This is a genomic window from Burkholderia sp. 22088 (assembly GCF_052045915.1).
GTDB lineage: Bacteria > Pseudomonadota > Gammaproteobacteria > Burkholderiales > Burkholderiaceae > Burkholderia > Burkholderia cepacia.
Window position 1 is genome coordinate 124,837 of sequence record NZ_JBQEPY010000011.1, and the last position, 20,435, is coordinate 145,271.

At 62.5% G+C, this 20,435-nt stretch carries 17 protein-coding genes; all 17 read right to left on the reverse strand.

Features of this window, described 5'->3' with window-relative positions:
- Positions 1–4: 4 nt before the first annotated feature.
- The 17 genes from ACTJLD_RS21950 to ACTJLD_RS22030 all read right to left on the reverse strand — a co-directional run bounded on the left by ACTJLD_RS21950 (position 5) and on the right by ACTJLD_RS22030 (position 20,397).
- Positions 5–6,037, reverse strand: a complete 6,033-nt coding sequence (locus ACTJLD_RS21950) for an interleukin-like EMT inducer domain-containing protein (protein ID WP_440659658.1) — start codon at positions 6,035–6,037, stop codon at positions 5–7.
- A complete protein-coding gene (locus ACTJLD_RS21955) occupies positions 6,027–6,413 on the reverse strand; it encodes a C40 family peptidase (RefSeq protein ID WP_440659659.1) in 387 nt (128 codons plus the stop codon). The genes ACTJLD_RS21950 and ACTJLD_RS21955 overlap by 11 nt, the downstream gene beginning before the upstream one ends.
- A gap of 12 nt (positions 6,414–6,425) precedes the next feature.
- Positions 6,426–7,061 carry a hypothetical protein gene (locus ACTJLD_RS21960; RefSeq protein WP_440659660.1) on the reverse strand — a complete coding sequence of 212 codons (636 nt, stop codon included), beginning with the start codon at positions 7,059–7,061 and terminating at the stop codon, positions 6,426–6,428.
- Positions 7,061–7,426: a hypothetical protein gene (locus tag ACTJLD_RS21965; protein WP_440659661.1), complete on the reverse strand. Its 366-nt coding sequence runs from the start codon at positions 7,424–7,426 to the stop codon at positions 7,061–7,063. The genes ACTJLD_RS21960 and ACTJLD_RS21965 overlap by 1 nt, the downstream gene beginning before the upstream one ends.
- Positions 7,423–11,829 (reverse strand): tape measure protein, encoded by a 4,407-nt coding sequence (locus ACTJLD_RS21970; protein WP_440659662.1) that lies wholly within the window; start codon positions 11,827–11,829, stop codon positions 7,423–7,425. Before ACTJLD_RS21970 ends, ACTJLD_RS21965 begins: the two co-directional genes overlap by 4 nt.
- Positions 11,830–11,836: 7 nt before the next feature.
- A complete protein-coding gene (locus tag ACTJLD_RS21975; RefSeq protein ID WP_440659663.1) occupies positions 11,837–12,103 on the reverse strand; it encodes a hypothetical protein in 267 nt (88 codons plus the stop codon).
- Positions 12,104–12,177: 74 nt separating this feature from the next.
- Positions 12,178–12,558: a hypothetical protein gene (locus ACTJLD_RS21980; protein WP_440659664.1), complete on the reverse strand. Its 381-nt coding sequence runs from the start codon at positions 12,556–12,558 to the stop codon at positions 12,178–12,180.
- An 81-nt stretch (positions 12,559–12,639) separates the two neighbouring features.
- Positions 12,640–13,464 (reverse strand): hypothetical protein, encoded by an 825-nt coding sequence (locus tag ACTJLD_RS21985; protein ID WP_440659665.1) that lies wholly within the window; start codon positions 13,462–13,464, stop codon positions 12,640–12,642.
- Positions 13,465–13,538: 74 nt separating this feature from the next.
- Positions 13,539–13,922, reverse strand: coding sequence for a phage tail terminator protein (locus tag ACTJLD_RS21990; RefSeq protein ID WP_155753745.1), 384 nt, complete (start codon positions 13,920–13,922; stop codon positions 13,539–13,541).
- Positions 13,919–14,380 carry an HK97 gp10 family phage protein gene (locus ACTJLD_RS21995; RefSeq protein ID WP_059608973.1) on the reverse strand — a complete coding sequence of 154 codons (462 nt, stop codon included), beginning with the start codon at positions 14,378–14,380 and terminating at the stop codon, positions 13,919–13,921. Before ACTJLD_RS21995 ends, ACTJLD_RS21990 begins: the two co-directional genes overlap by 4 nt.
- Positions 14,371–14,724: a hypothetical protein gene (locus tag ACTJLD_RS22000; RefSeq protein ID WP_440659666.1), complete on the reverse strand. Its 354-nt coding sequence runs from the start codon at positions 14,722–14,724 to the stop codon at positions 14,371–14,373. The genes ACTJLD_RS21995 and ACTJLD_RS22000 overlap by 10 nt, the downstream gene beginning before the upstream one ends.
- Positions 14,699–15,400, reverse strand: coding sequence for a hypothetical protein (locus ACTJLD_RS22005; RefSeq protein ID WP_440659667.1), 702 nt, complete (start codon positions 15,398–15,400; stop codon positions 14,699–14,701). Before ACTJLD_RS22005 ends, ACTJLD_RS22000 begins: the two co-directional genes overlap by 26 nt.
- Before the next feature lie 59 nt (positions 15,401–15,459).
- Positions 15,460–16,245 (reverse strand): hypothetical protein, encoded by a 786-nt coding sequence (locus ACTJLD_RS22010; protein ID WP_440659668.1) that lies wholly within the window; start codon positions 16,243–16,245, stop codon positions 15,460–15,462.
- A 3-nt stretch (positions 16,246–16,248) separates the two neighbouring features.
- A complete protein-coding gene (locus ACTJLD_RS22015) occupies positions 16,249–16,764 on the reverse strand; it encodes a hypothetical protein (RefSeq protein WP_440659669.1) in 516 nt (171 codons plus the stop codon).
- Positions 16,765–16,862: 98 nt separating this feature from the next.
- On the reverse strand, positions 16,863–17,765 hold the full coding sequence (locus tag ACTJLD_RS22020; RefSeq protein WP_440659670.1) for a major capsid protein: 903 nt from the start codon (positions 17,763–17,765) through the stop codon (positions 16,863–16,865).
- 87 nt (positions 17,766–17,852) lie between these two features.
- Positions 17,853–18,764, reverse strand: a complete 912-nt coding sequence (locus tag ACTJLD_RS22025; protein ID WP_440659671.1) for a DUF6651 domain-containing protein — start codon at positions 18,762–18,764, stop codon at positions 17,853–17,855.
- 76 nt (positions 18,765–18,840) lie between these two features.
- A complete protein-coding gene (locus ACTJLD_RS22030) occupies positions 18,841–20,397 on the reverse strand; it encodes a hypothetical protein (protein ID WP_440659672.1) in 1,557 nt (518 codons plus the stop codon).
- Between the last annotated feature and the right edge of the window lie 38 nt (positions 20,398–20,435).

The window sequence follows — 20,435 nt, forward strand, 5'->3', positions numbered from 1 at the left end:
TTCCTTATCGTTTGAACTCGATCGCGTAGATAACGTAATGGATGTCACCAGTTATCGAGACGGAGTGATCGCCCGGAGGGAGATTGGCCGAACAGCATCCATAGGTCGGCAGAGCGAGTCCACCAGAGACGTTGTTTTGTTGGTTTGTTCGTCCACCAATGTATGCCCCAAGCTGCTTACCGTCGACGCTGAGAACGCCACCGAAGGCGCTGCTCGACAAACCAGCAAAGATAAACAATACTGGATTGCCCGTTGACCGGTAGGTGAATCCCGATCCGTAGTTGGAGCCGCTTGTCGTTTCCCAATACACGCCGGTAGTCACCGCGTTCTGACCGATCCGCAAGGTGTCGATCTGCGCCTCGCCGATGTGTGCTGCCTGAATCGCCGCGTAACTGATCTTGGCGCTGTTGATAGAGCCGTCCGCAATCTTTGCAGTGTTGACCTGCAAGTCGCCGATTTTCGCGGTGTCGATCGACGCATCACCAATCAGCGCACTGCTGATGATCACCTTCGGCTGACCGTAGACTGCACCGATCGTGAACGGATGCACGCCCGCGTAGCCCGGCAGGTTCACGGAGAAGGTGTCGGTGCGGACAGCGAACTCACTCGTCGGCACACCGTTCACCGTCGTCGACGCGAGGCCGAAGCCCGCCGCATACCCGTTGTTGTCGATCTTGACGGTGTATTGCGCGTTCAGACCATTGATTGAGCTTGCCTGCTGCTGAATCGTGGTCGTGTGGCCGTTGAGCGTCGTCGTCAGGTTCATGATCGACGCAGCGTTCGCGCTGTCCCCGTTCGCGCGCGCCGTCTGCTCGGTCGTAATCGCCGCGGTGTTTGAGCTCACCGTCGTAGCGAGGGTGTCGATTCGGTTCGACAGCGCACTGTCGGCATCCGAGCGCGTCTTCTGCTCGGTGGTGATGGCTGCCGTGTTGGCGCCAACGGTAGACGACAGCGTATCGATCCGGGTCGACAATGCCGAGTCAGCGTTCGCACGGGCAGTTTGCTCGGAGGTGATTGCTGCGGTATTGCCGGCCGCACTGGCAACCACCGCATCGATTCGCGACCCAAGCGCGCCGTCCGCTGCCACACGCGCGTTCGTCTCGGACGTCACGTTTGCCTGGATCACCATCGGCAGCTGGCCGCCGGCCGTCGCCACGGGCTTCCCATTCAGCACCTGGAAGGTGTAGGTCAGGAATGCCTTCGTATCGCTGTCGACGGCGCCGGCGTATTGCTCCGTTCCCGAGCCTTCGTTGCTGCCCGGCACGCCGACGAGGATGTATGCAGAGCGGTATTTGACCTGCGAGAGAACCGCGTTGGTCGCTCCGCATCGGACCAGTGCCGCCTGAAGCGGCCCGGAGAGGTTTGCCTGGGGCTCGTCAAACGTCCACACGACAACCGTGACCGTGTTGGGCAGTCCATTCAATAGCGTCACAAGATTGTCGCGCGCCGCCGTGCTGCCGAAGACGTCGAACGAACCGCGCGTCGTCACGGCGCCAGTTGCGTCGATCGTCGCGACGTTATAACTCCGTGCCCCGCCCTGCATCTTCACGCCGGACACGGCATTGTAGAGGCCGGTAGCCGCCGCACCAACGGCCGATGCGCCATTGCTCGAGACACGGAACAGGAGCGCGTTGCCGAGCTGTGCCTGCACGGAGCTGATGGTCGACGCGTTTGCGCTGTCAGCATTCGCTCGCGCGGTCTGTTCATTCACGATTGCGGCGTTAGCGCTCGCAACAGATGCGGTCACGGTGTCGATTCGGGTCGACAATGCCGAGTCTGCATCGGTGCGTGCCTTCTGCTCGCCGGTGATGGCCGCAGTATTCGCGTTCGTCGTGGCGACAACCGTATCGATTCGGGTCGACAAGGAGCTGTCAGCATTCGCACGGGCCGTCTGTTCGGTCTGGATGGCGGCCGCGTTCTGGTCGACCCGTGCCGTCACCGACTGGACCTGACTCGAGAGCGAATCGTCAGCCGCTTGCCGCGTCTGCTGCTCGGTTGTGATGGCCGCCGTGAGTGCGCCCTCGGCGACCTTGCGAGCCGCCGCTTCCGCATCGAGCGCGTCCTTGGTCGCCGCCGCAGATGTAGCACTCGCCGCCGCGATCGCCTTGTTCGCGGTGTCGATCGCTTCCTGCACACGTTGGTTCACCGAGCCGAGGCCGTTCCCGTCAACGAGGTCGATTCGCTGTTGAAGTTCCGGGATGAGCTTCGATCCATTCAGAACGCCGTCCGCAATCGCATTGACGTCCATGAACGGCGTGTGAAACTTGAACTTCGGCGTAGGAATCGTCTCATCCATCCCGAACGCATCAAACGGCACGAGCACGTAGTAGTAGTCGTGGTTGAACATCAGGTTCGGCAGCAGCACAGAGCTGTCCGGGCCTTGGTAAACCAGCGTTGTCGAGTCCGCGACAAAGTTCGGATCATCGCTCAGATAGATCGCCGCGCCAGCGAAGTCCGTATCGTCCGAGTGCGTGTAGGAGATCGTCACGCGATCGTAGTCGGCGCTCTGGTTCGCAGATACTACCGTCGGGGGCGGGTTATAGGCGTCCATGACGGCGGGCCGGCCGACATTGTTGAAGACGTCGCGCACGGCGATTTCGACGGTCACACGGCGATGCGTGCCGTCGGCGACGTTCTTCTCGTAGGTGTAGATGTAGTTGTTGTCGCGCGTGTGCTCGACGCGCAGAAGTTTGTGGCTGTGGTCGTAGACGCGCACCTCGTAGTCGAGGAAGTGCGGATCCAGCGAACCGCTGTCCGCGCCGTTCGGCTCGGAGCCAAACTCGAACGACTGCGTGGTCGAGTTGTAGTTCCAGAACAGCTTCAGATCCTTGCCGGCCCAGATGAAGTTCACGCCGGTTACATCGGCGACCGCCAGGTTCGAGACGGAGCCAACCACCTTGTAGGTCACCGTGGGCGATTGATCGTAGCTCGCGCGCTTGCCCCAGATGTCATACGCAACCGCGCGCACGGTCACCGTGTCACCCTTGTTCAGCCCTTTGACGAGATAGCTCGTATCTCCGCGGACCGTGTCAGCGAGCACCGGCGTCGCCCCATTGATCGACAGGTGAATGTCAGCGCCCGCATACGCCCCAACCACCGGGTTCGCCCATGCGGCCCGCACGTTCGTGAGGATCTGCGTGCCGGAGACGAATGTCTCCTCGTAGATCGTGAGGTTCTGGACGGCACTGATCACGCCTTGCGACGGATCGATAGACGGCACCTCGAGCGAGCCGTAGACCTCTTCGTATTGGGACAGGTCGTAGACTTCCGGCCGATACTCGATTGCCGTGATCGTCCGATGGAAATCGGACGATCCAAGCGTTACACCCTTGATGCGGAACGGCTTCTTGACCTTCTCCGTCTTCCCGAACATATAGTTGATGAACGGACCCGGCGCATACGACATCGGCGACACCAGCTGGACGGTGTCGGTCTGCCCCGGCGCCAGGACGACGTCATGCTCCTCCACGACATCGGTGTCGATGAAGGTGACCGGCTGGCCGACCGAGAGCCCAGCGGTGGATTCGACATAGACCCCATCCGGCAGCACGTTGGTGATGCCGACGTCGGCGCCCGCCCCGTTCGTCAGGCGCATCAGCCGTCCCGACGGCGTGCCGTTGGCGACCTGCACAAAAGTCCCGGTGATCGCCTGAATTACCGACGTCCCGCGCGTGACCGTGTTGCTCAGAACCAGCAGGCGATAGCGGCCGCCAGCCTCCATCGTGACGAGCTTGTCGAGCTTGATGACGCTGTTGCTCGAGCCAGCGGCCGTGCGACCCGACTCGCTCCATGCGGGCATGTCGTGCTGCACCAGCACAACGTCGCCCGGCGCACATGCGATGGACTCGACCGGGGACTGCCACTCGCACGTCAGTTGCAGGTAGCGATTCAGGTTGAGCTGGAAGGCGCCCTCCATGTAGGCGCGCTTGATGTCGACCACGCCATACAGCGTGATCGCGCTCGCGTTCTGCTTTTGCCCTTCGAGCACTGAATCCGGGTTGGTGACCTTGACGGTCTTTTCCCTGTAGCCGTCCGTCCGGTCGAAGTAGGTCACATCGACTTCGGTCGCGCGATCGACCGTGCCCAGCCACGTCTGCTTGAAGGTGTCCTGCATGATGTTGCCCATACCGAACATCATCACGGGATCGGATGCGCGCTCGATCGCGATGTAGTAGCGCGTGCCGACCGTGATGACCTGAGCGTGACCAACGCGCAGCACATACGCGGACGCATCCCAGAAGTTCATCGTCTGGTCGAGAACCGCGTTGAACGTCAGACCATTAGAGTCGCAGAACTCAGCCCACTCGAACAGCGAGTCCATGTCGAGCCGATCCGGACTGAAGCCAGGACCATAGCGACCGTTCGTCGCCATATCGTAGTAGACCCAGGCCGGGTTCGCGCTTGCCGACTGTGCCGTCTGGATAACACCCTTGCTGCGCGTCATCGTCGTGATGAGCCGACCACCGTTCGTGAACGTGACCGACGGGATGCCCGACAGCTGACTGTCCATCTGAACGCGCAGAGCCACGAGGGCCGTGTGGTTATAGGCGACACCCTCGTAGACGATCTCGTTCAGGTCCGTGATATAGCACTCGGATTGCGACGTGTCACCGGTGATAGGCTGGCCGCGGATAACGCGCGGGTTGCCGCTGGTCCAGTCGGTGTAGTTCTCGTTGCGCCGAACGCGAACCTCATACTTCCCCAGCGGCAGCTGCGGCGAGAAGTAGGATCGGCGCACCGTTGAACGCATCTTCTCCGTTACGATCAGCGCGCCGCCGCGTCCGGGAATCGAGATCGACGTCGAGATCCACATTCCACCGAAGGCGCTCAGCCATGTCGAGTATGGACGTCCGACGTAGTTCCAGTATTGGTTTTTCAGCGCAGCAATGAGCGAGCTATCGACATCGGTATTCGTGTCCGAATACACGATCGCGAAATCGGTGATCTTGTCACTGGGGTCGCTCGGGTAATCATTGCCGAGGAAGCCGCCTCGGTAGATCTTCGGTCGGATCTTGACGTTCTTGTAGGACGGCTGGGTCGCGCTGAAGGGCGTCCAATCAGTTGCACCCACGAGGCGATAATCTGCCTCAATGACGCAGGTGTTGGACTGCATGTCGCCCGAGTTGCGATCGAGCGCAAACAAGCCGGCGGGGAACGTGAAGTCCAGGCGAACCTGTTCGACCGAATCGGACGTGGAAAACTGCAGGTAGCTGCTATCGTGCGGGAGAATCTGACTCTTGCTGTGCGGGACGATGACCTTGGAGAACCAGTCGATCACCCCTTGGGTCGGATCGCCCATACGCGTCTGCACCGCGACTTCCTTGAACTCGCTGATGTCCCGATCGTTGAGGCGAATATTCGAGATCGACGCGATGGGGCCTTCCCCGGCGTTGATCAGCATGTAGAGGATCTGGCTGTTGTCGACGTTCTCGGTGTAGGCGCCGATGATGTTGCCTGCCATCTGGAACGCGCCATAGCAAACCGGCACCGGCAGTCCCTCGGCGCTGGTGTTTTTTGCTCCATCGGCACCGTATGTCGAGCTCGAGGACAAACTGTTGTTCGAGCTGTTCGTCGGCGTGGGCGGCGGCATAATCGCGTTGATCAACAGCGAGCCAGCGACCGCGATGCCGACCGTCACTGCCGCGGTGATCGCGGTTAAACCGGCGGAACCGACTGCTGCTGCCAGGCCAATGCCGCCGAGCGACACAAGCGCGCCCGCCAACTCGGGCGCGACGATCGCGACGGCAACCATCGCAATCATGCGAAAGATGCCCTTGAAACCGCCGCCACCGCGCGGGATCGGGCAGAGCACGATGAAGTCGTCCGGCTGCGGGAATACCAGCCCGAAGTCCTTGCTCTCGACGATGCCGCCGTTGCGCGACACCACCACCTCTTCCGCCAGCACCAGCGGCAGATAGTCGGCAAGCGTGGCGCCCGCACGGTAGGCCCACTGCTCCGTCTCGATCTCGTAGAGCGGATCCAGCGGGTTGACGATGCGTCGGACGTTGATGACCTGCGCCAGTTCGCTACTCTGCATGCTGATACTCATAGAACCCGAAAACCCTCTTGCTCTTTTCCCAATCCGAAAGCCGCTCGATCGTCACGCCGCCTGTCTGGTCCCAGGCGTGGATGAAGCGGTTGGCGTCGATGACGTAGCCGCAGTGGTTGATGTGGCGGCCCATCCGGAAAAGCACGCAGCAGCCGGGCTTCGGCCCGTCGAGCTTTTTCCAGAACACACGGGCGCACGCCATCATCGCCCCGATGCGCGCGGCATCCCCAGACACCCCGTAGTCCGGCGGCCGCTTGCCCGTGGCCTGCTCCGTGAGGTGCATCACCAACCCGTAGCAGTCGAACGAATCAGGCCCGCGTCCACCTAGCTCAAACGGGATGCCGAGAAGGTTATAATAAGTCATAAGTGACTTATTCTACCGGGTAACAGAATTCGAGGAAACCAAGTTCGGGTATCCGCCGAAGTTGATGACGTTGCCGTGCGCGCGACAGCCGAGCGTTCCCTCCATCGTTCGATCGCAAACCTGCATCGGGCCGTTGTAGCGGCAGGTGCTTCCGTCGCGATAGACCCACTGGCAGAAGTCGCGCCGCTGGATCCGCTTCGGGAACATCTTCTGCAGGCCGTTCTCCGCGCCGAGCGTCCACGACACCGTGTAGTTGGTCGCCGAGGCATTGACGACCTCGAAATACTCCTGCACCTCCGGTGTGCCGTTCAGGTTGTCGGCCGAGCACACGATCACGGTCACGGGGAAACCCGTGCCGCCGCTGTTGTCCTGCATCTTCTGCAGGAGCACACGCGCGTAGTCCAGGACCGACAGCATGATCTGTGGCTGCGTGCCGGTTTCCGCCTTGAGCTCGAGCGAGAACTGTGCCGCGGTGTAAGTAGCGCCGTTGCGCTTGATGTCCTCGGTGTTGTTCACGAAACGGAGCGTCTCGAGGATCGAGCCCGTCGTGCGGTCCAGCACGCCGATCTCAAGAAATGCCAGATACGGAACGTCACTGCCGAGCTTGTTCTTCTCGATGACGCTGGCGACAGAAAGACGGTTTCCCATTAAGCCTCCTCGAGCTTGAAGTCCACATCCCAACGAAAGTTCTTGCCGACGCCCGAATACTTCCAGCCGAGTTCCGTATCTGGCGTAAACCGCACCAGAATTTGCTCCTTCGTCGTGGGGTGGATATACGTAAAAATCACCGACCCGCCATGCACGGAGTCGAAGAACGAGTCGAACGCGTCCCTGTCTGCCTGACTCATGTTGGTGAAGCCGGTCGAAAACTTGCGGCGCGGCCGGCGTGTGTGACGGGGGCGCGTCACCACGTAGCCCCCGTCCATCTTCGAACCGATCGCCGGGTTCTCCTTGCCCTGCTGAAACTTGGAAGAGTCCTGCTGGTCGCAGAACGGCATGGTCGTGTAGGTCACTTCATTGCTCCTCGCATCTGGTCACGGAACCCGCCCGGCGTCGTCGCTGCGGACAGCACTACGTCGAGAATCATCTGCTTGCCGTCGAAGCGCGTATTGCCCTGCTGCGCCTGCACCTGCTGACCCGTCTGGTTGATGACGTTGACGGTCACCGGGGAGGCACCAGCGCCTTGCCCCCCGCTCTGCTGTTGCGCGGCAATGCGCATCGTCACAGGAATAGAGCGGCCATCAGGCAGCGGGACGAACGCTTCCGGAGAGCTGCCCTCCCCGTAGATCGCCATCTGTGGCGAGTTCGCGATACCGCCATTCGCATACTTCCGGAGGTTCATCACGCCGAACTGCGTCATCACGCCGCCGTTCGCGAACGCGGGCATAGTGAAGCCGAAGCTGTTCGAGCCCACGCCCCAGCTGCTCGCCGAGCCGGCCGCGGCAGACGACGCACCGGACGAACCGCCCAGACCGAACACGGACCCCAACGCGCCGAACAGCCCGCCTAGCCCGCCTCCTCCGGCGCTACCGCCCGCCATCTGCGCGAGCGCAGACGATGCGATTTGGGCGGCGTTCGCCAACGTCATCAAAGAGTTGTTGGCGGTAACCTGCGCGGTCTGCCCGGTCAACATGCCCTTCACGTTGTCAGCGAGCGAGAACCCCCACTTGTCCGAGCTCGCCGCGAGAGTGGTGAAGCCCCGAGTGAGGGTCGACACGCTGGTTTGCAGCTCGAGGCCGCCGGCCATGCCCAGACCCGCACCCGCCGAGCCCTGAGCCGTCACGGGCGCCGGCGTGGCGTTGCCGCCCAGCAGCTTGCCGATGCCATTCGCCAGCCAGTCGTAGCCGACCTGAAGGGACGATCCGATCTTCTTCTGGAGCGACGCCTTCAGGGTGTCGGCGACGATGCCCTCCATCAGGTTTTGCCACTCGAACCGACCGGTCTTGGCGGCGTTGACGAATGCGTCGATCGTGTTGTTCGACCAGTTCACCGACGCCTGCTGCATCGTGTCGGTGGCTTGCTTCCACTTGTCGACCAGCTGCTGCATCGGTGTTTCGAGTTTCTTTGCCTGAACCTCAAACTTGGTTGCACGCGCAGCATCAAGAATCGCTTTGTCAGCGCTAACGTCCCCGCCTTTCGCACTGACCTTATCCAGTCGATCGCGCGCCTCCCGCTCCCACGCCTGGTTCTCGATGGCGAACTGAGCCTGAAGCTTCTCAACCCGGCCTTCCATCAGCGAGAGCTGGTCGGCCTGCATCTGCTTGCCGACGTTGCGGGTGAAGTTCATCAGGTCGACCTGATCGGCCACCCGCTGGGCCTCCTTCATTTTGTCAATGAGGGGCGCGAGATCCTTCGCGGCTTCCAGCGACCGGGTCGACAGCTTCTCGAGGAACGACAACATCGAGTTGTCGTTCTTCCCGGTCGGCGTCGTGAAATCGCCCCGCGCGATCTGATCCATGCCCTGCGCGTATTCGGCCTTCAGCGGCGCGATCCGCGCGTTGAGCTGCTGCATCTGCTGCCGGCCGTTCTTCAGGATCTCCAGCAGCGTCATCTGGTCGACGAGCTTCTGGGCCATTTCGCTGTTGATGTCGGCCTTCGAGCTCGTGCCGCCCTTGCCGTGCGTAACGAAATTCAGTTGGCCGGCGTCGATCATTGCCGACACCTTCTCCTGCGCCTGGGCGCGGAGCTGGTCATACTCGGTGGCACCCTCGACGACCTGCGCGAGCTTTGCCTTGGCGTCAGCGATCTGGACGTTCAAGTCGCCCAGCCGGTTCGCGAGCTTGTCGGTGGGTGGCCGGGCTGCGCCACCCTTCTTCTTGTTCGCTTCGAGCCATACGTTCGGCGAGTTCATCGCTGCTACGAACGTGGAACGCTGGTTCTCGCCCTCCTGGCGAACGCGCTCGAGCTCCTTCTGCAGCGCCGCGCGCTGCATTTCGGCGTCCGGCCCGGTGACCGATTTGATCTTCTGACGCAGCTCGGCGTCGCGCGCGTCGTATGCCTTGGCGATCGCCTCGGTGCCCTTCTTGATCGCCGCTGCAACCTCGGTGCCCTGCGCCTGCTGCTGCTCTTCGGACAGCCCCTTGCCCGACGCCTTCTTGATCGCGTCGTATTTGTCCTTGATCGCCGAGACTTCGTTCTGGCCCGACTTCGCGATGGCCGCGACCTTGGCGTCCGTCTCCCGCTGGTATGCGGTCTGATACTTGTAGGTGTTGGCGTCGAGGTCGGACGCGTCGAGAACCTTCTTCGCGGCCGCGCGCTGGCTGACGAGCTCGCTCAGCGCCGCCTGCTCTTGGGCAAGCTGCGTCTTGAGTTGCTGCACGCGCTGAGGATCCGCAGCCTCCCAGCCCGAATCTACGCGCCGTCCCTTCTGCGCCATCGCGATCTGGTTTTGCAGGTCCGCGATCTTGTTCTTCTGATCGGCGATGTGACCGTCCTGGCGGTCCAGGTCGCCCTGCGCAACGGCACCCTGCGCGATCGAGCGCTTGATGTTGGCCGCGTCGATCGCGGCGTTTGCCGCACGCTTGGCCGCTTCAGCGAAGCTGTTCCAGAGCGCGATGCCGCCGATGATTGCGCCGGCCAGCACCGTGAGCCAGCCGCCGAGGGCGTTGAACGCGAACTGCAGCCCGAGCGTCGCCTCCTTCCACGCAACCTGCGCGGTCGTCATCTGCTGAACCGCCGTCAGTGCGACACGCTCTTCAGCAATGGTCGCTGCGAGGATCGCGTTCTTCTCGACGAGAATCGCGTTCTCTGCGCTAGTCGCCGCATTGAGCTGCCCTTGGGCGATCGCGGTTTCGCGCTCGGCTGCGGACACGGCGTTGAGCGTCGCGATGCGCTGACGCAGCAGCGCCTCTTCTTCGGTCAGAAGCGCAATCTCGGCGCGCATCGACGCGAGTCGCCCTTCAACTTCCTCGGTGAACTTAGCCTGCGCCGCATACTGCGCGGCCGTGGCCGAATTGGACGCCATCGACATCGCGAGGCGCTTGTCCTGCTCGGCCGCAACGAATGCGGTTGCCGCGACCTCGCGCGCCTCGAGCTCAGCGAGCAACGTTACCTTGGCCGCGAGGATCTGCTCGTTGGCTGCGATCTCACCTGCGACCTCGGCCTGGCGGCGCGCGTCGATGGCGGCGTAGCGCTTGTCGTTCTCGACGATGAGGCGCTGGTTGCCGGCGATTTCAGACGCGAGCGCCTCTTGGCGCGCGACACTCTCCTCCTGAATCATCGCAATGCGCTTCGCATCCTCGGCCCGGATCTGCTCGGACAGGGAAATGCGCTTTTGCGCGACCAGATTCTCGGTTGCGAGCGAGTCGGTTGCGAACTGACGGAACGAGCCGACGAAGTTGCCGGCCGCGCCCGCGACGCCGCTCAGAACCCACTTCGTCGCCATCACGGTGCCCAGCGCGACAGCCGCTTCCGCGGCGAGCTTCAGCTGGTCCTTGTATTCGACGACCGTGCTCACAAGCGAATTGCCAGCCTTGATCGCGCCGACCAAGCCATCGCTCAGGTCGTGCGCCCACGCCTTCGCTTCGGACGTGTGGAAGATGTCCACCATATCCGAGAGCGACTTCTTGGCCGCGTCGAAGAACCCGGCGTCACCGACGGACTTCTTCCAGAGCTCCCACTGCGTGCCGAGCTTTTCCTGAAGACCGAGCCAGGTTTCCATCTGGGCCGCGCCGGCGCCCAGCGAGTCCAGGTTGAACGCGGCGAGCATCTTGCCCACGGCAGACGAGGCTTCGACGGAGCCCTTCTTGATCTTGCCGATGAGCTGATCCATCGACAGGCCCATCGCGTCGGCCATCTTCTGCGCCGCGTTCGGGACCGCCTGCGACAGCTGCATGCGAAGCTCTTGCAGCGACACGCTGCCCTTACCGAGCATCTGCTGGATCGCGAGCGACGCTTCCTTCAGTTGCAGCGATCCACCGCCGAACTTCGCGACTTCGTTCGTCAGCGCTTCGGCTGCGCCCTTCGCGGGGTCGATGCCGACCGTCTTGAGCTTGACGAACATGTCCGTGAGCGACTGCATGCTGAACGGCACGCGCTGCTCGAGGCCCAGAATGAAGTCCACACCGCGCAGCGCGTCGAGCTGGCGCTTCGCATCAGTGCTGGCGGTCGACAGCCCCTCCAGCACCTTCGTCAGCCGCTCGATCTGGCCGGACGTCTCCATGATGCCGGCCGGCAGCGCGAGGAAGATCCCATGCACGTCGAGCATCGCGAACTTCACCGCGCCGACGGTCGCCACGAAGCTATGGAACGACCCGCCCGCCTTCGACAGACTGCCCTGCAGTGCCTCGACGGCCTGTCCTGTCGATGCGAACTGGCGCTCGAGCGCCTGGAGCTGCGCATGCGTGGCCCTCGCGGTTACGCGAAAGCCACTGTCATCCAGAATGAGGTTGTAACCAATGTCGCCCAGACCGTTCATGCCTTTCCTACCATTGTTGCGACGCCATCATCTTTAGCTGTGCGAAGCCGGCGTCATCGCGCTTCTCGTTCAGGCGCGAGTTCGTCGCGTTTCCCTGATCGGGGAAAATCTCGGTTCGGAGCTTGGTTTCGTATTCCTGCGCTGGCTCTGCGGCCTGGCGGGATACATGCAACATGAACGCACGGAGGTCTTCTTCCGCGAGCAGCCGATTGATGTTGCGGTTGAGCACCCAGAAAGCGCGAATGGGAAGTCCCATGACTTCCCTGTAGCTCATGCTGTAGTGCCGCATGACACGCGAAAACAGAAAGGGGAAATCGATTTCGACCTCCCCGTCGGCATCAGCGGCAGTTACTTTTTTGCTTCGCCGGCCCCCTCGCCGTTCTCTGCCGCGGCAGCGGCGACTGCTGCCTCGACGTCGGCCTGATCCGGGTCGAACATGCCGCGAATGAACGCGCCGACGACCGACAGCTTCTCGAACGTCAGCTTGCGCAGCTCGGCTTCGGGCACGTCCGGCACCGCGCGCATGATCGCGACGATCGTCTCGTCCAGCTGCTTGAGGATGTCCGTCTCGCCTTCGAGGCGCTTGGCGGCCTGCTGCGCGTCGATGAACATTTCGACCGTCATGTCGCGCACCGCGTAGCTCTTGCCGCCCAGCGTGATCTGCCGCTGCGGCTGGCTGGTCGGCAGGTTGTCGAGGTCGAGAATCTTGACTGCGGAGTTTTTGCTCATGCTCTTTCGCTTCGTGATGTGGGTGAGCCGGCTTCCGCCGGCCCTTATAAGTCATTGCTGAATCAGCAATACGCGCGTGTTTTACGCGGGTGCAGTGCCGATGGAGAACACCTTGCGCGACACCGGGTCCGGGAAGCCGGTGAACGTGGTGTCGAACACCCGCTCCTTGTCCACCTGATACGCGTAGTTCATGCCGCCCGCCGTTGCCGCCAGCGGAATCACGAAGTCCTCGGAGTAGTCGTTTGCCGGCTTCGCCTGCGGGTGCAGCCGGAGCTCGCCGGCCAGGCTCAGCAGATCCAGCCCGACACCGTCGGTTACATCCACGCTCTTCTTCGGATCCGAGCCACCGGTCAGCGTTGCGCCCGACACCGTCACACCAGCACCAGCGCTCACCAGCGTGATCGCATTTCCGGTTGCGTCCTGTGCTTTTGCCGTCACCGTCACCGTCGAGCCCGACGCCGTATAGGTGGCACCGCTGACCTTTGAATCGGGCGACGCCGCCAGCGCAGTCGCGATCGCCGCCGCCTGTGCCGATGTCGAGGTAGCGATCGCGATGTCCGTCGTCGCCACCGCGTTCGCCTTGAACGTGAAGAGGATGCCGTTGACGGCGATCGTGTCGTTGGCTGCCGGAAGCGCCGTGACCGTCAGCGAGCCCGACGCCTTCGTGCCGCCCGTCGTGGTCAGAATCGCCCCCGGCATCGTTGCAACGAGGTTGTCCAGTGTCGTTTCCGCCAGCGGTGCCTTGACCGTGACATCGCGCGACATGATGTTTTCGTTGATGGCGCTCTGGCCGAACTGGTCGACGTTGACCTTGTGGGTGTTCGTCTGGACCGTGACCGTCACGCCGCCTTGCGTATAGCCGAGATCCTGCCCCTTGTAGAAAATGGTGCAGATGCCCAGCTTCACGTTTTTGGTATCACTTGCCACTCAAAAACTCCTTTGCAAAGGATGCGATGCTAAGTCATCGCTGATTTATCACTCTAGCCGACAACATAGGCGCAGTCAATGTTGACTACGAATTCCTGAAGGCCCGACTGCGGGATCGGATAACCGATGGGAAGATGACGCGGAATCACATGTTTAATCTGCGTCCCATCCTCGAGCGTTTCCTCGAGCATTGACGCCAGCGCATTCATCGCATCGTGCGCCAGCGCGCGCGCAGTGGTGTAGCCGCTCTTGCGGACGACAATCGCAAACTCGCCCTTATAGAACTTTGGGAGGTTCGGATCGATTGCAGTGCCCTTGTAGCTCTCCTTGAGCATGATCCCGTCGCAGCCTGCACGCATCTCGTTGATGAAGATGCTCTCTCCCGGTTTGCCGAGCCCCGCCGCGACCAGCTTAGGAACGAACATTTCTAGATTCACTGCCCCTCCTCGGCGATGATGGCCTTGACCTTCTTTCCCATCGGACCGAGCCGCGAGCGCACCGCGCGCTCCATGAACTTGCCGCCAACTTTGCCCGAGCCGGCGTCCTTAGCGACCGAGCCGTCATCGAGCTTGAACGCGCCGGTGCCGTATGGCGCCAGCCCCTCGTGCATGATCGCGGCGTATTCGGCGACCCGTTTGCCGTGCGCGTCGACTGCTGCCGGATCGACCTCGATCGTGACCTGCGTGCGGTTGTTCATCCCGCCGCGGTCCTCGACAACGTGGATTGCCTCCTCGAGATCGCCATCCTTGTGCGGCGCGTTCTCCCTTGCGAGGCGCGCGATCGTCTGCGCCTCGTCGCGCATGACGGTCAGGATCTTCCGGCTTGAGCGCTCGCCGAGCTGGGCCAGCTGCGCGGCGAGCAGCTCGGTGCTGAAGTTGCTTTTGACTAGACCCATGGCGTGCCCTCGATGACGTGGTGATCGAGCCGACCGAAAGTGTCGTATTTCGGCTCGATCGACGTGATGCGAATTGTGATGTCGCGCGCCATGAGCTTCGCGCCGATCGCTGCCGACGTGCGACGGTCAACCAGAATGCGCGCGACGACCGCGGCGTCTTCTGCGTGCTCGCCCGAGCCCGAGATCATCGCGCGCGAGTTGGTGGGCTTCACGCTCGACTGCGAGCGCACGATGTTGCACCCCTCCTGAACGGGCTTGCCAGCGATCGACTCGCCATAGAGGGTGCGCTCGAGCAGCGGAAAGATGGAGCAGATTGCGTTAGGCCGGAACATCGTCGCCCCCATACGGACGCAGCTGCGCTTCCGAGTTCGGATGAAAGATCTCGTCGCGCACCGACATGAACCCCAGCCGGCCCTTTGCGCCGGAGAGCGACACCAGCAGTCCGTGGTTGTCGTGAACCTCGTCGGGGTAGATCACCTCGACCAGATCGGCACCCGCTTCGGCCGCCATCGTCGCGAACGCGTTGGCGTAGATGCTCTGCATCGTTCCCTTGACGAGCGCGGCCGCGTAATCAGTCGTCTTCCATTTGCGCCCGAGGGTGTCGAGCACGCGAAACGACACCGGCGCCTGCCCTTCGACGATGCGCGCCGCCACCAGCGCGCCGGACATCGTGTTCCTGCCGGCCATTACGGCCAGGTCGACGCGCGTCACGAAGTCGCGCACGCGGCGCGCGGCCGTCGCGGCGTTCTTCTGCGCGAGAGCGGAGAGCGCACCTAGCAGCTCCGCACGCTCCTGACGAACGAACTCGCTGCCGATGATCGCGCCCATGTCCGGGTTGACGCCGGCGTGGTCGGCCGCGGCCGCTACAACGTCGCGCAGCGCTAGGTCGATCACTGCCGCCAGCGCAGTCAGATAGCCAGCCTGCGCGCTGAGGCCCTCGCGCGTGTATTGCGAAAGCGTGCTGGGTGCGGTCGGCGCGGCACCATACACGACGGACGCGGCAAGCCCGGTCAGCCCCATGTTGAAGCCCGTGGTGTGCCGTGCCACGTTCAGGCCCAGCGTATCGATGATGTGGTTCTTCATGAGCGAGAAAGGCGGGTGCGTTTGACGACGTAGCGCGACAGCTCCTTCATGGCGCGGTCGCAGATCAGCCGGCGGTTCGGTCGAACAGCCGAAAAGGTGGTGGAAGCGTCCCCGATCGTCTCGGAGACAATGCCCTGCAGTCGCTTGGCGAGGACCGGGTCGCCGCCCAGTAGATCGTCGGCTTCCATGATCTGCGCGCGCTCGCACGCGACACGGAAGTCGATCGGCAGGGACATGTATTGCTCCTGCGAAAACTGGACGATCGAGTAGATACCGAACTCCGGGAAGATGAAGTTCTGCCAGTTCTCCGACCAGCGGTAGCGGTATTGCATCTGGCCGAGGTTGTTGCGCGCCTGAATCATGGCGGCGACGCGCTCGGATCGCGATGCCTGCGCCCACCCGGTCAACCCCGGAATGTCGAGCGCGACGAGCTCGGCCTTGTTGAGCGTCTGGAACGAGTTGATGCCCGGAACCAGCAGCTCCGTGCCCTCGATCAGATATTGCGCATCCGCGAATACGCGGCCGGCGGCCGTGTCCATGAGCAGCTCGATCTGACGCAGCGCGCGCACCTTCCCGGCAGGCAGCGCGTTGAGGGCGGCCGGCACCGTGACCGTCAACGATTCGACAACGGAATCGAATACGATCGACGTCTCGTCCAGTAACACGGCGCCCTCTTCATCCAGCACGCGGTAGCTCACCGCTGTTGGCGTGACCGGGTTGCCCTGGCTGTCAACGAACGGAACCGTCAGGGCGACGTCCGACGCGGCGAGATACACGTTCATGGGTTACTCCGCGTCAGCGGTGCGCTCTTCTGCCGGAGCGATCGCAACTGCTTCAGCCGCGGTCGTGCCCTTCGTCATAGTGGTCGCGACCTCCGGGCCTTCCGGCGCGTCAACGGGCGGGATCGGCTTGACGTCAACTTTCACGCCTTGCTTCTCCAGGATGAGACGGATCAGCTCGCCGATGCCGGTCGCCTTCACACCCAAGGTGTCGCCGATTTCGCGCAGCCCCTTGATGCCGCGATCCGATGCGACGCCTTCCAGGTATTCCTGCGAATACTCGACACGCTCTGCGGCCGGCGCGATGGTCGGGATGACGGCCATCGGCCGGGTCTGCGAATCCAGCACGAGCTGCGCCGTGCTCGGGTTCGAACCGTCTTCGCGCTTGATCTTCACGATGTTGGCGAGGCGCGCGGCGGTGCGGTGGTCGACGTCAAACGCCGACTCACCGTCGACGAAGTCAACGCCGCCAAACGAGCCGGTGAAGCTCTCGTAGCCGGTCTGAACCATGCGAATCTTCATGTGGTGGAACTCCCTGTCCAAAACGGAAAAGGGGCATGGACTACATGCCCATGCCCCGCATTTTACCTATTTAAATCACTAGTGACTTACTTATAGGCTTAAATGTTGGTGACGCCGCGCAGACGAGCCAGCGAACGGGTCGACTTCAGAGCCGTGCCGCAATACCACTTCACGCGGATACGGTCGGCGTCCTTGTTCTGCACCGTGCCGACGTCTTCGACGCGAATGCCCGCGTCCTTGCCACCCCAGAGGCCGTGCATGCCGTCCAGCTCGTTCAAACGGATGGCGTAGACCGAACACGTCTTGGCGTTCGTGCCCATCGTCTCGTCGTTCGCGAGCCAGTCGTTACGCAGGATCGGGATGCCGTTGTGAGCAAGCACCGCCTGGCCGAAATTCGGGATCTCGACCATCGCCGGCTGGATGCCGCCGGTCGCGTAGAGCAGCGCGCGGTATGCGCGGATCGTGCCCGGACGCATCACGAACGCGTCGGCGCCGTTGATGACGGCGTCAGCCAGCTCATCCATCATCGACAGCGTCAGCGGCGCACCGTTCGTGTCGGCGTCCAGCGTCATCGCCGAGGTGACCAGTTGAGGCAAGCCGTCGAATTCCTTCGGGTTCTTCGACGCGTTGCCCTGCGCGATCGTCTTCTTGAAGATACGGCCGACCGCCTTGGCCTTCATCGCGATCTGCGTCGCGCGCTGGTCGTTCGTATCCGAGTCGGTTTCCTGCAGGAACTTGTCGACGTCCACGTCACCCGCGAGGATGCGCAGCTTCGACACGACTTCGTCAAACGTGCCTGCGTCCTCGTTCACGGTGTCGTTCGGCGACAGGAAGTCGGCAGTCGGCAGCGTGTTCTCGCGGTCGTAGACGTAAGCCTTCCCGTTGATGCCGATGAAGGGGATCAGCGCGAAGAGTTCATCGCGTTCGATGATTTCCTCGATCACGCCGGCGACAAGCTGGTTGTTCGACAGCTTCTCGGCTTCTGCTTGCAACAGAGGCATAGTTTTCCTTTCGAAAAAAAACGATGATAAATCATCGGTGACTTACTTTATCAGGAAGCCATTGGGTTTACAAGATCAGGGCGGATCTCACTTGGTGCGTGCGGCCAGGCCCGCAGCAATCTTCGAGCGACCCGTGGTCACTTTCGACGTTTCGGGCTCTGCATGCGGCGTCTGTTTGCCGCCCGTCGATGAGCCGACACCGGTGCGCAGCTTCGACTTGCGCAGCGAATCCTTGTCCGGGTCGATATCGACGAGCTTGGAGATCGCGGCTTCGAAGCTCAGCGGCTCGCCCTTCGAATCGACGAGCACCGCGCGGTCCTTCGCCCCGGCCGGCTTGTCGAATGCCACAACCGCGCCATCCTGGAACTCGAAGTGCGCGCCGTAGACGCGACGCGCTTTGGCGGGCGACAGGGTCAGCTCTTCGTTGATGAACTTCGAATTGCCGAACGCGTTGCCAACGGACAGCTCCGCGATCTGAGCCTCGAGATCGCGCGTGCGCTGCTCGGCGGCGCTCAGCTTTTCATCGCGCGCGCGCAGCTCGGCGCCGTGTTGCTCGACCATCTGCGACTTCAGCGCATCCCATGCGCCCTTCGCTTCCAGCTGGGCCGTCTCGGCGTCCTTGCGCTGCTTCACCAGCTCGCGCAGCTCCTTCGCGTCCAGGCCGTCGAATTCCGCGAGGCGCGCGTTCACTCGCGCGAGCTCCTCGGACGTCTCCTTCAGCTTGGCCTTCTTGTCCATCACTTCACGAAGCAGTGCGGCTTCCGCATCCGACGGCTTGCCCGAACGCGAGCCGGCCGGGTCGCCTTGACCGCCCTCACCACCCTGACCACCCTTGTTCTTGCCACCGCCGTCGCCTGCGCCGCCACCTTCGCCGCCTTCGGGTGCGCCACCGCTACCAGCCGGGCCGCCACCGCCGCCCTTGCCGCCGTCACCGCCGTCACCCGCCGCTGCGTCCATGTAGCCGCCGCGCACCATCATCTGCTTCAGAAACCAACTCATGTTCTTGCCTACCTTTCGTTGACCGTTCTCTCGGTCTGGTTGTGTGATGGACCTATCACTCGGCCCGCTTTACTGCTCAAGACGACTTGACCAGCTGATTCGATACGATTCGGCCCGCCGTCTTCTGGAGCTCGCCCTTGCCCATCGGGGTTGCGCTTGCCCCAGGCGCCGCCAGCGCGTCCACCGGCGGCCAATTTTTCAAATCCTTCTTCATCGCGTCGATGAGATCCTGCTTAATCATCGGGAACAGCTTGCGAATGACCGCTTCCATCTGCTGACGACGCACGCTGTCCGGCGCCTCGATGAGCGAGAGGCGTGCCGCGATGTCGAACTCGTCGTAGAGCCCGCGAACGTCGAAGTCCTTCGGGTAGGAAACCATCTGGCGCTCTTCGACCTGCGCGGCGTTCGGCGCGATGTCGATCTGTTCGCCGTTCCAGCGCGCGGCGAGCTCGCAGAGCTTGCGTTCCGCCGCTTCGAGCGCATCGGCCTTCGCCGCGAGCAGCGAGTTCACGCGCTCGAAGTCGTATGCCTTCGCAACGCCCGAACTGTTGTCGATGCCTTGGCTGTTGTCCTGCTTGGTGCGCTCGCCGGCGAGGCCGACCGAGTGGTAGATCTCGTTGATGATCTTGGACACCACCTGGAGGATAAGCTCTGCCTGCTTCACGTCCGGCGAAATGAACTCGGGCTTGCCACCGCCCGAGCCGTCGTAGGCGAAGATCCGCTTCGTGCCCATTTCGACCAGCTTGTCGTAGCCTTCCGTGCCCGACTCGATCGCTTGAGACGGGATCGTGAGCTGGCTGAACGTCTGGTCCTGAATCACCGCATCGAGGTTCGACAGGTAGTTCGCGACCGCACGGTCGAGGTAGGCGACATCGGCGATCAGCGCCGGGGACGTGTAGACGTCGTCCGAGATCATGTTGTCGGCCCAGAACACCGGGACGACACCGAGCCCGTGCTTCACAGGTGCGTCTTCGATGATGATGGGCTTGCCGCGCTTGTATTCGACGCGGAACAGCTGCGAGCTTTCGCGCGTCCAGAGGCGGTAACGCTCCATGACGTTGCCCGACGAGGTAATCGGGTTTCCGTCGTCGCGCTCCGTCTCGTAGAAAAGGATCCAGTTCAGCTTCCCGAACTGGTCGAAGCTCATGTCCAGCGCGTGCTGAGGCTTGATGATGTAGGCGTAGACGCGGGAGTCCGTCGCCTTCTCGTCGGCGATCGTCTGCACCTCGTCGGACTTCGTCGAATCGACCACGATCCACACACGGCCGAAGGTCGACGTCCGGTTCGACACGCGCTTCATGAATTCCGTGATCGGCAGGTCCGACAGCGTCGCGCGCTTCCAGAACCGCTGCACGTAATCCGGCGCGTCCTCATTGCGCTGGATCTCCATCTTGAACACGTATTTGTCGAGCAGGTCGACGACCTCGCGCGAATGGTTGAACCGATACGCGCGCGCCAGCCGATCTTCGTATTCCTTCTTGCCCTCTTTGATGTAGCGGTGCAAGTTCGCGACGAACCAGGCGCGGCCGCCCTCGTAGGTTTCCTCGAGGAAGTCCCAATGCGCCTTCATCGCCTCATACAGCGGGTGCCGTCGAGCGATGAACTGTTGAAGCGTCTTTTGCGAGTAACTCATGTGCCTTATCTCTCGGGCCAGCATCAATTAAATCACCA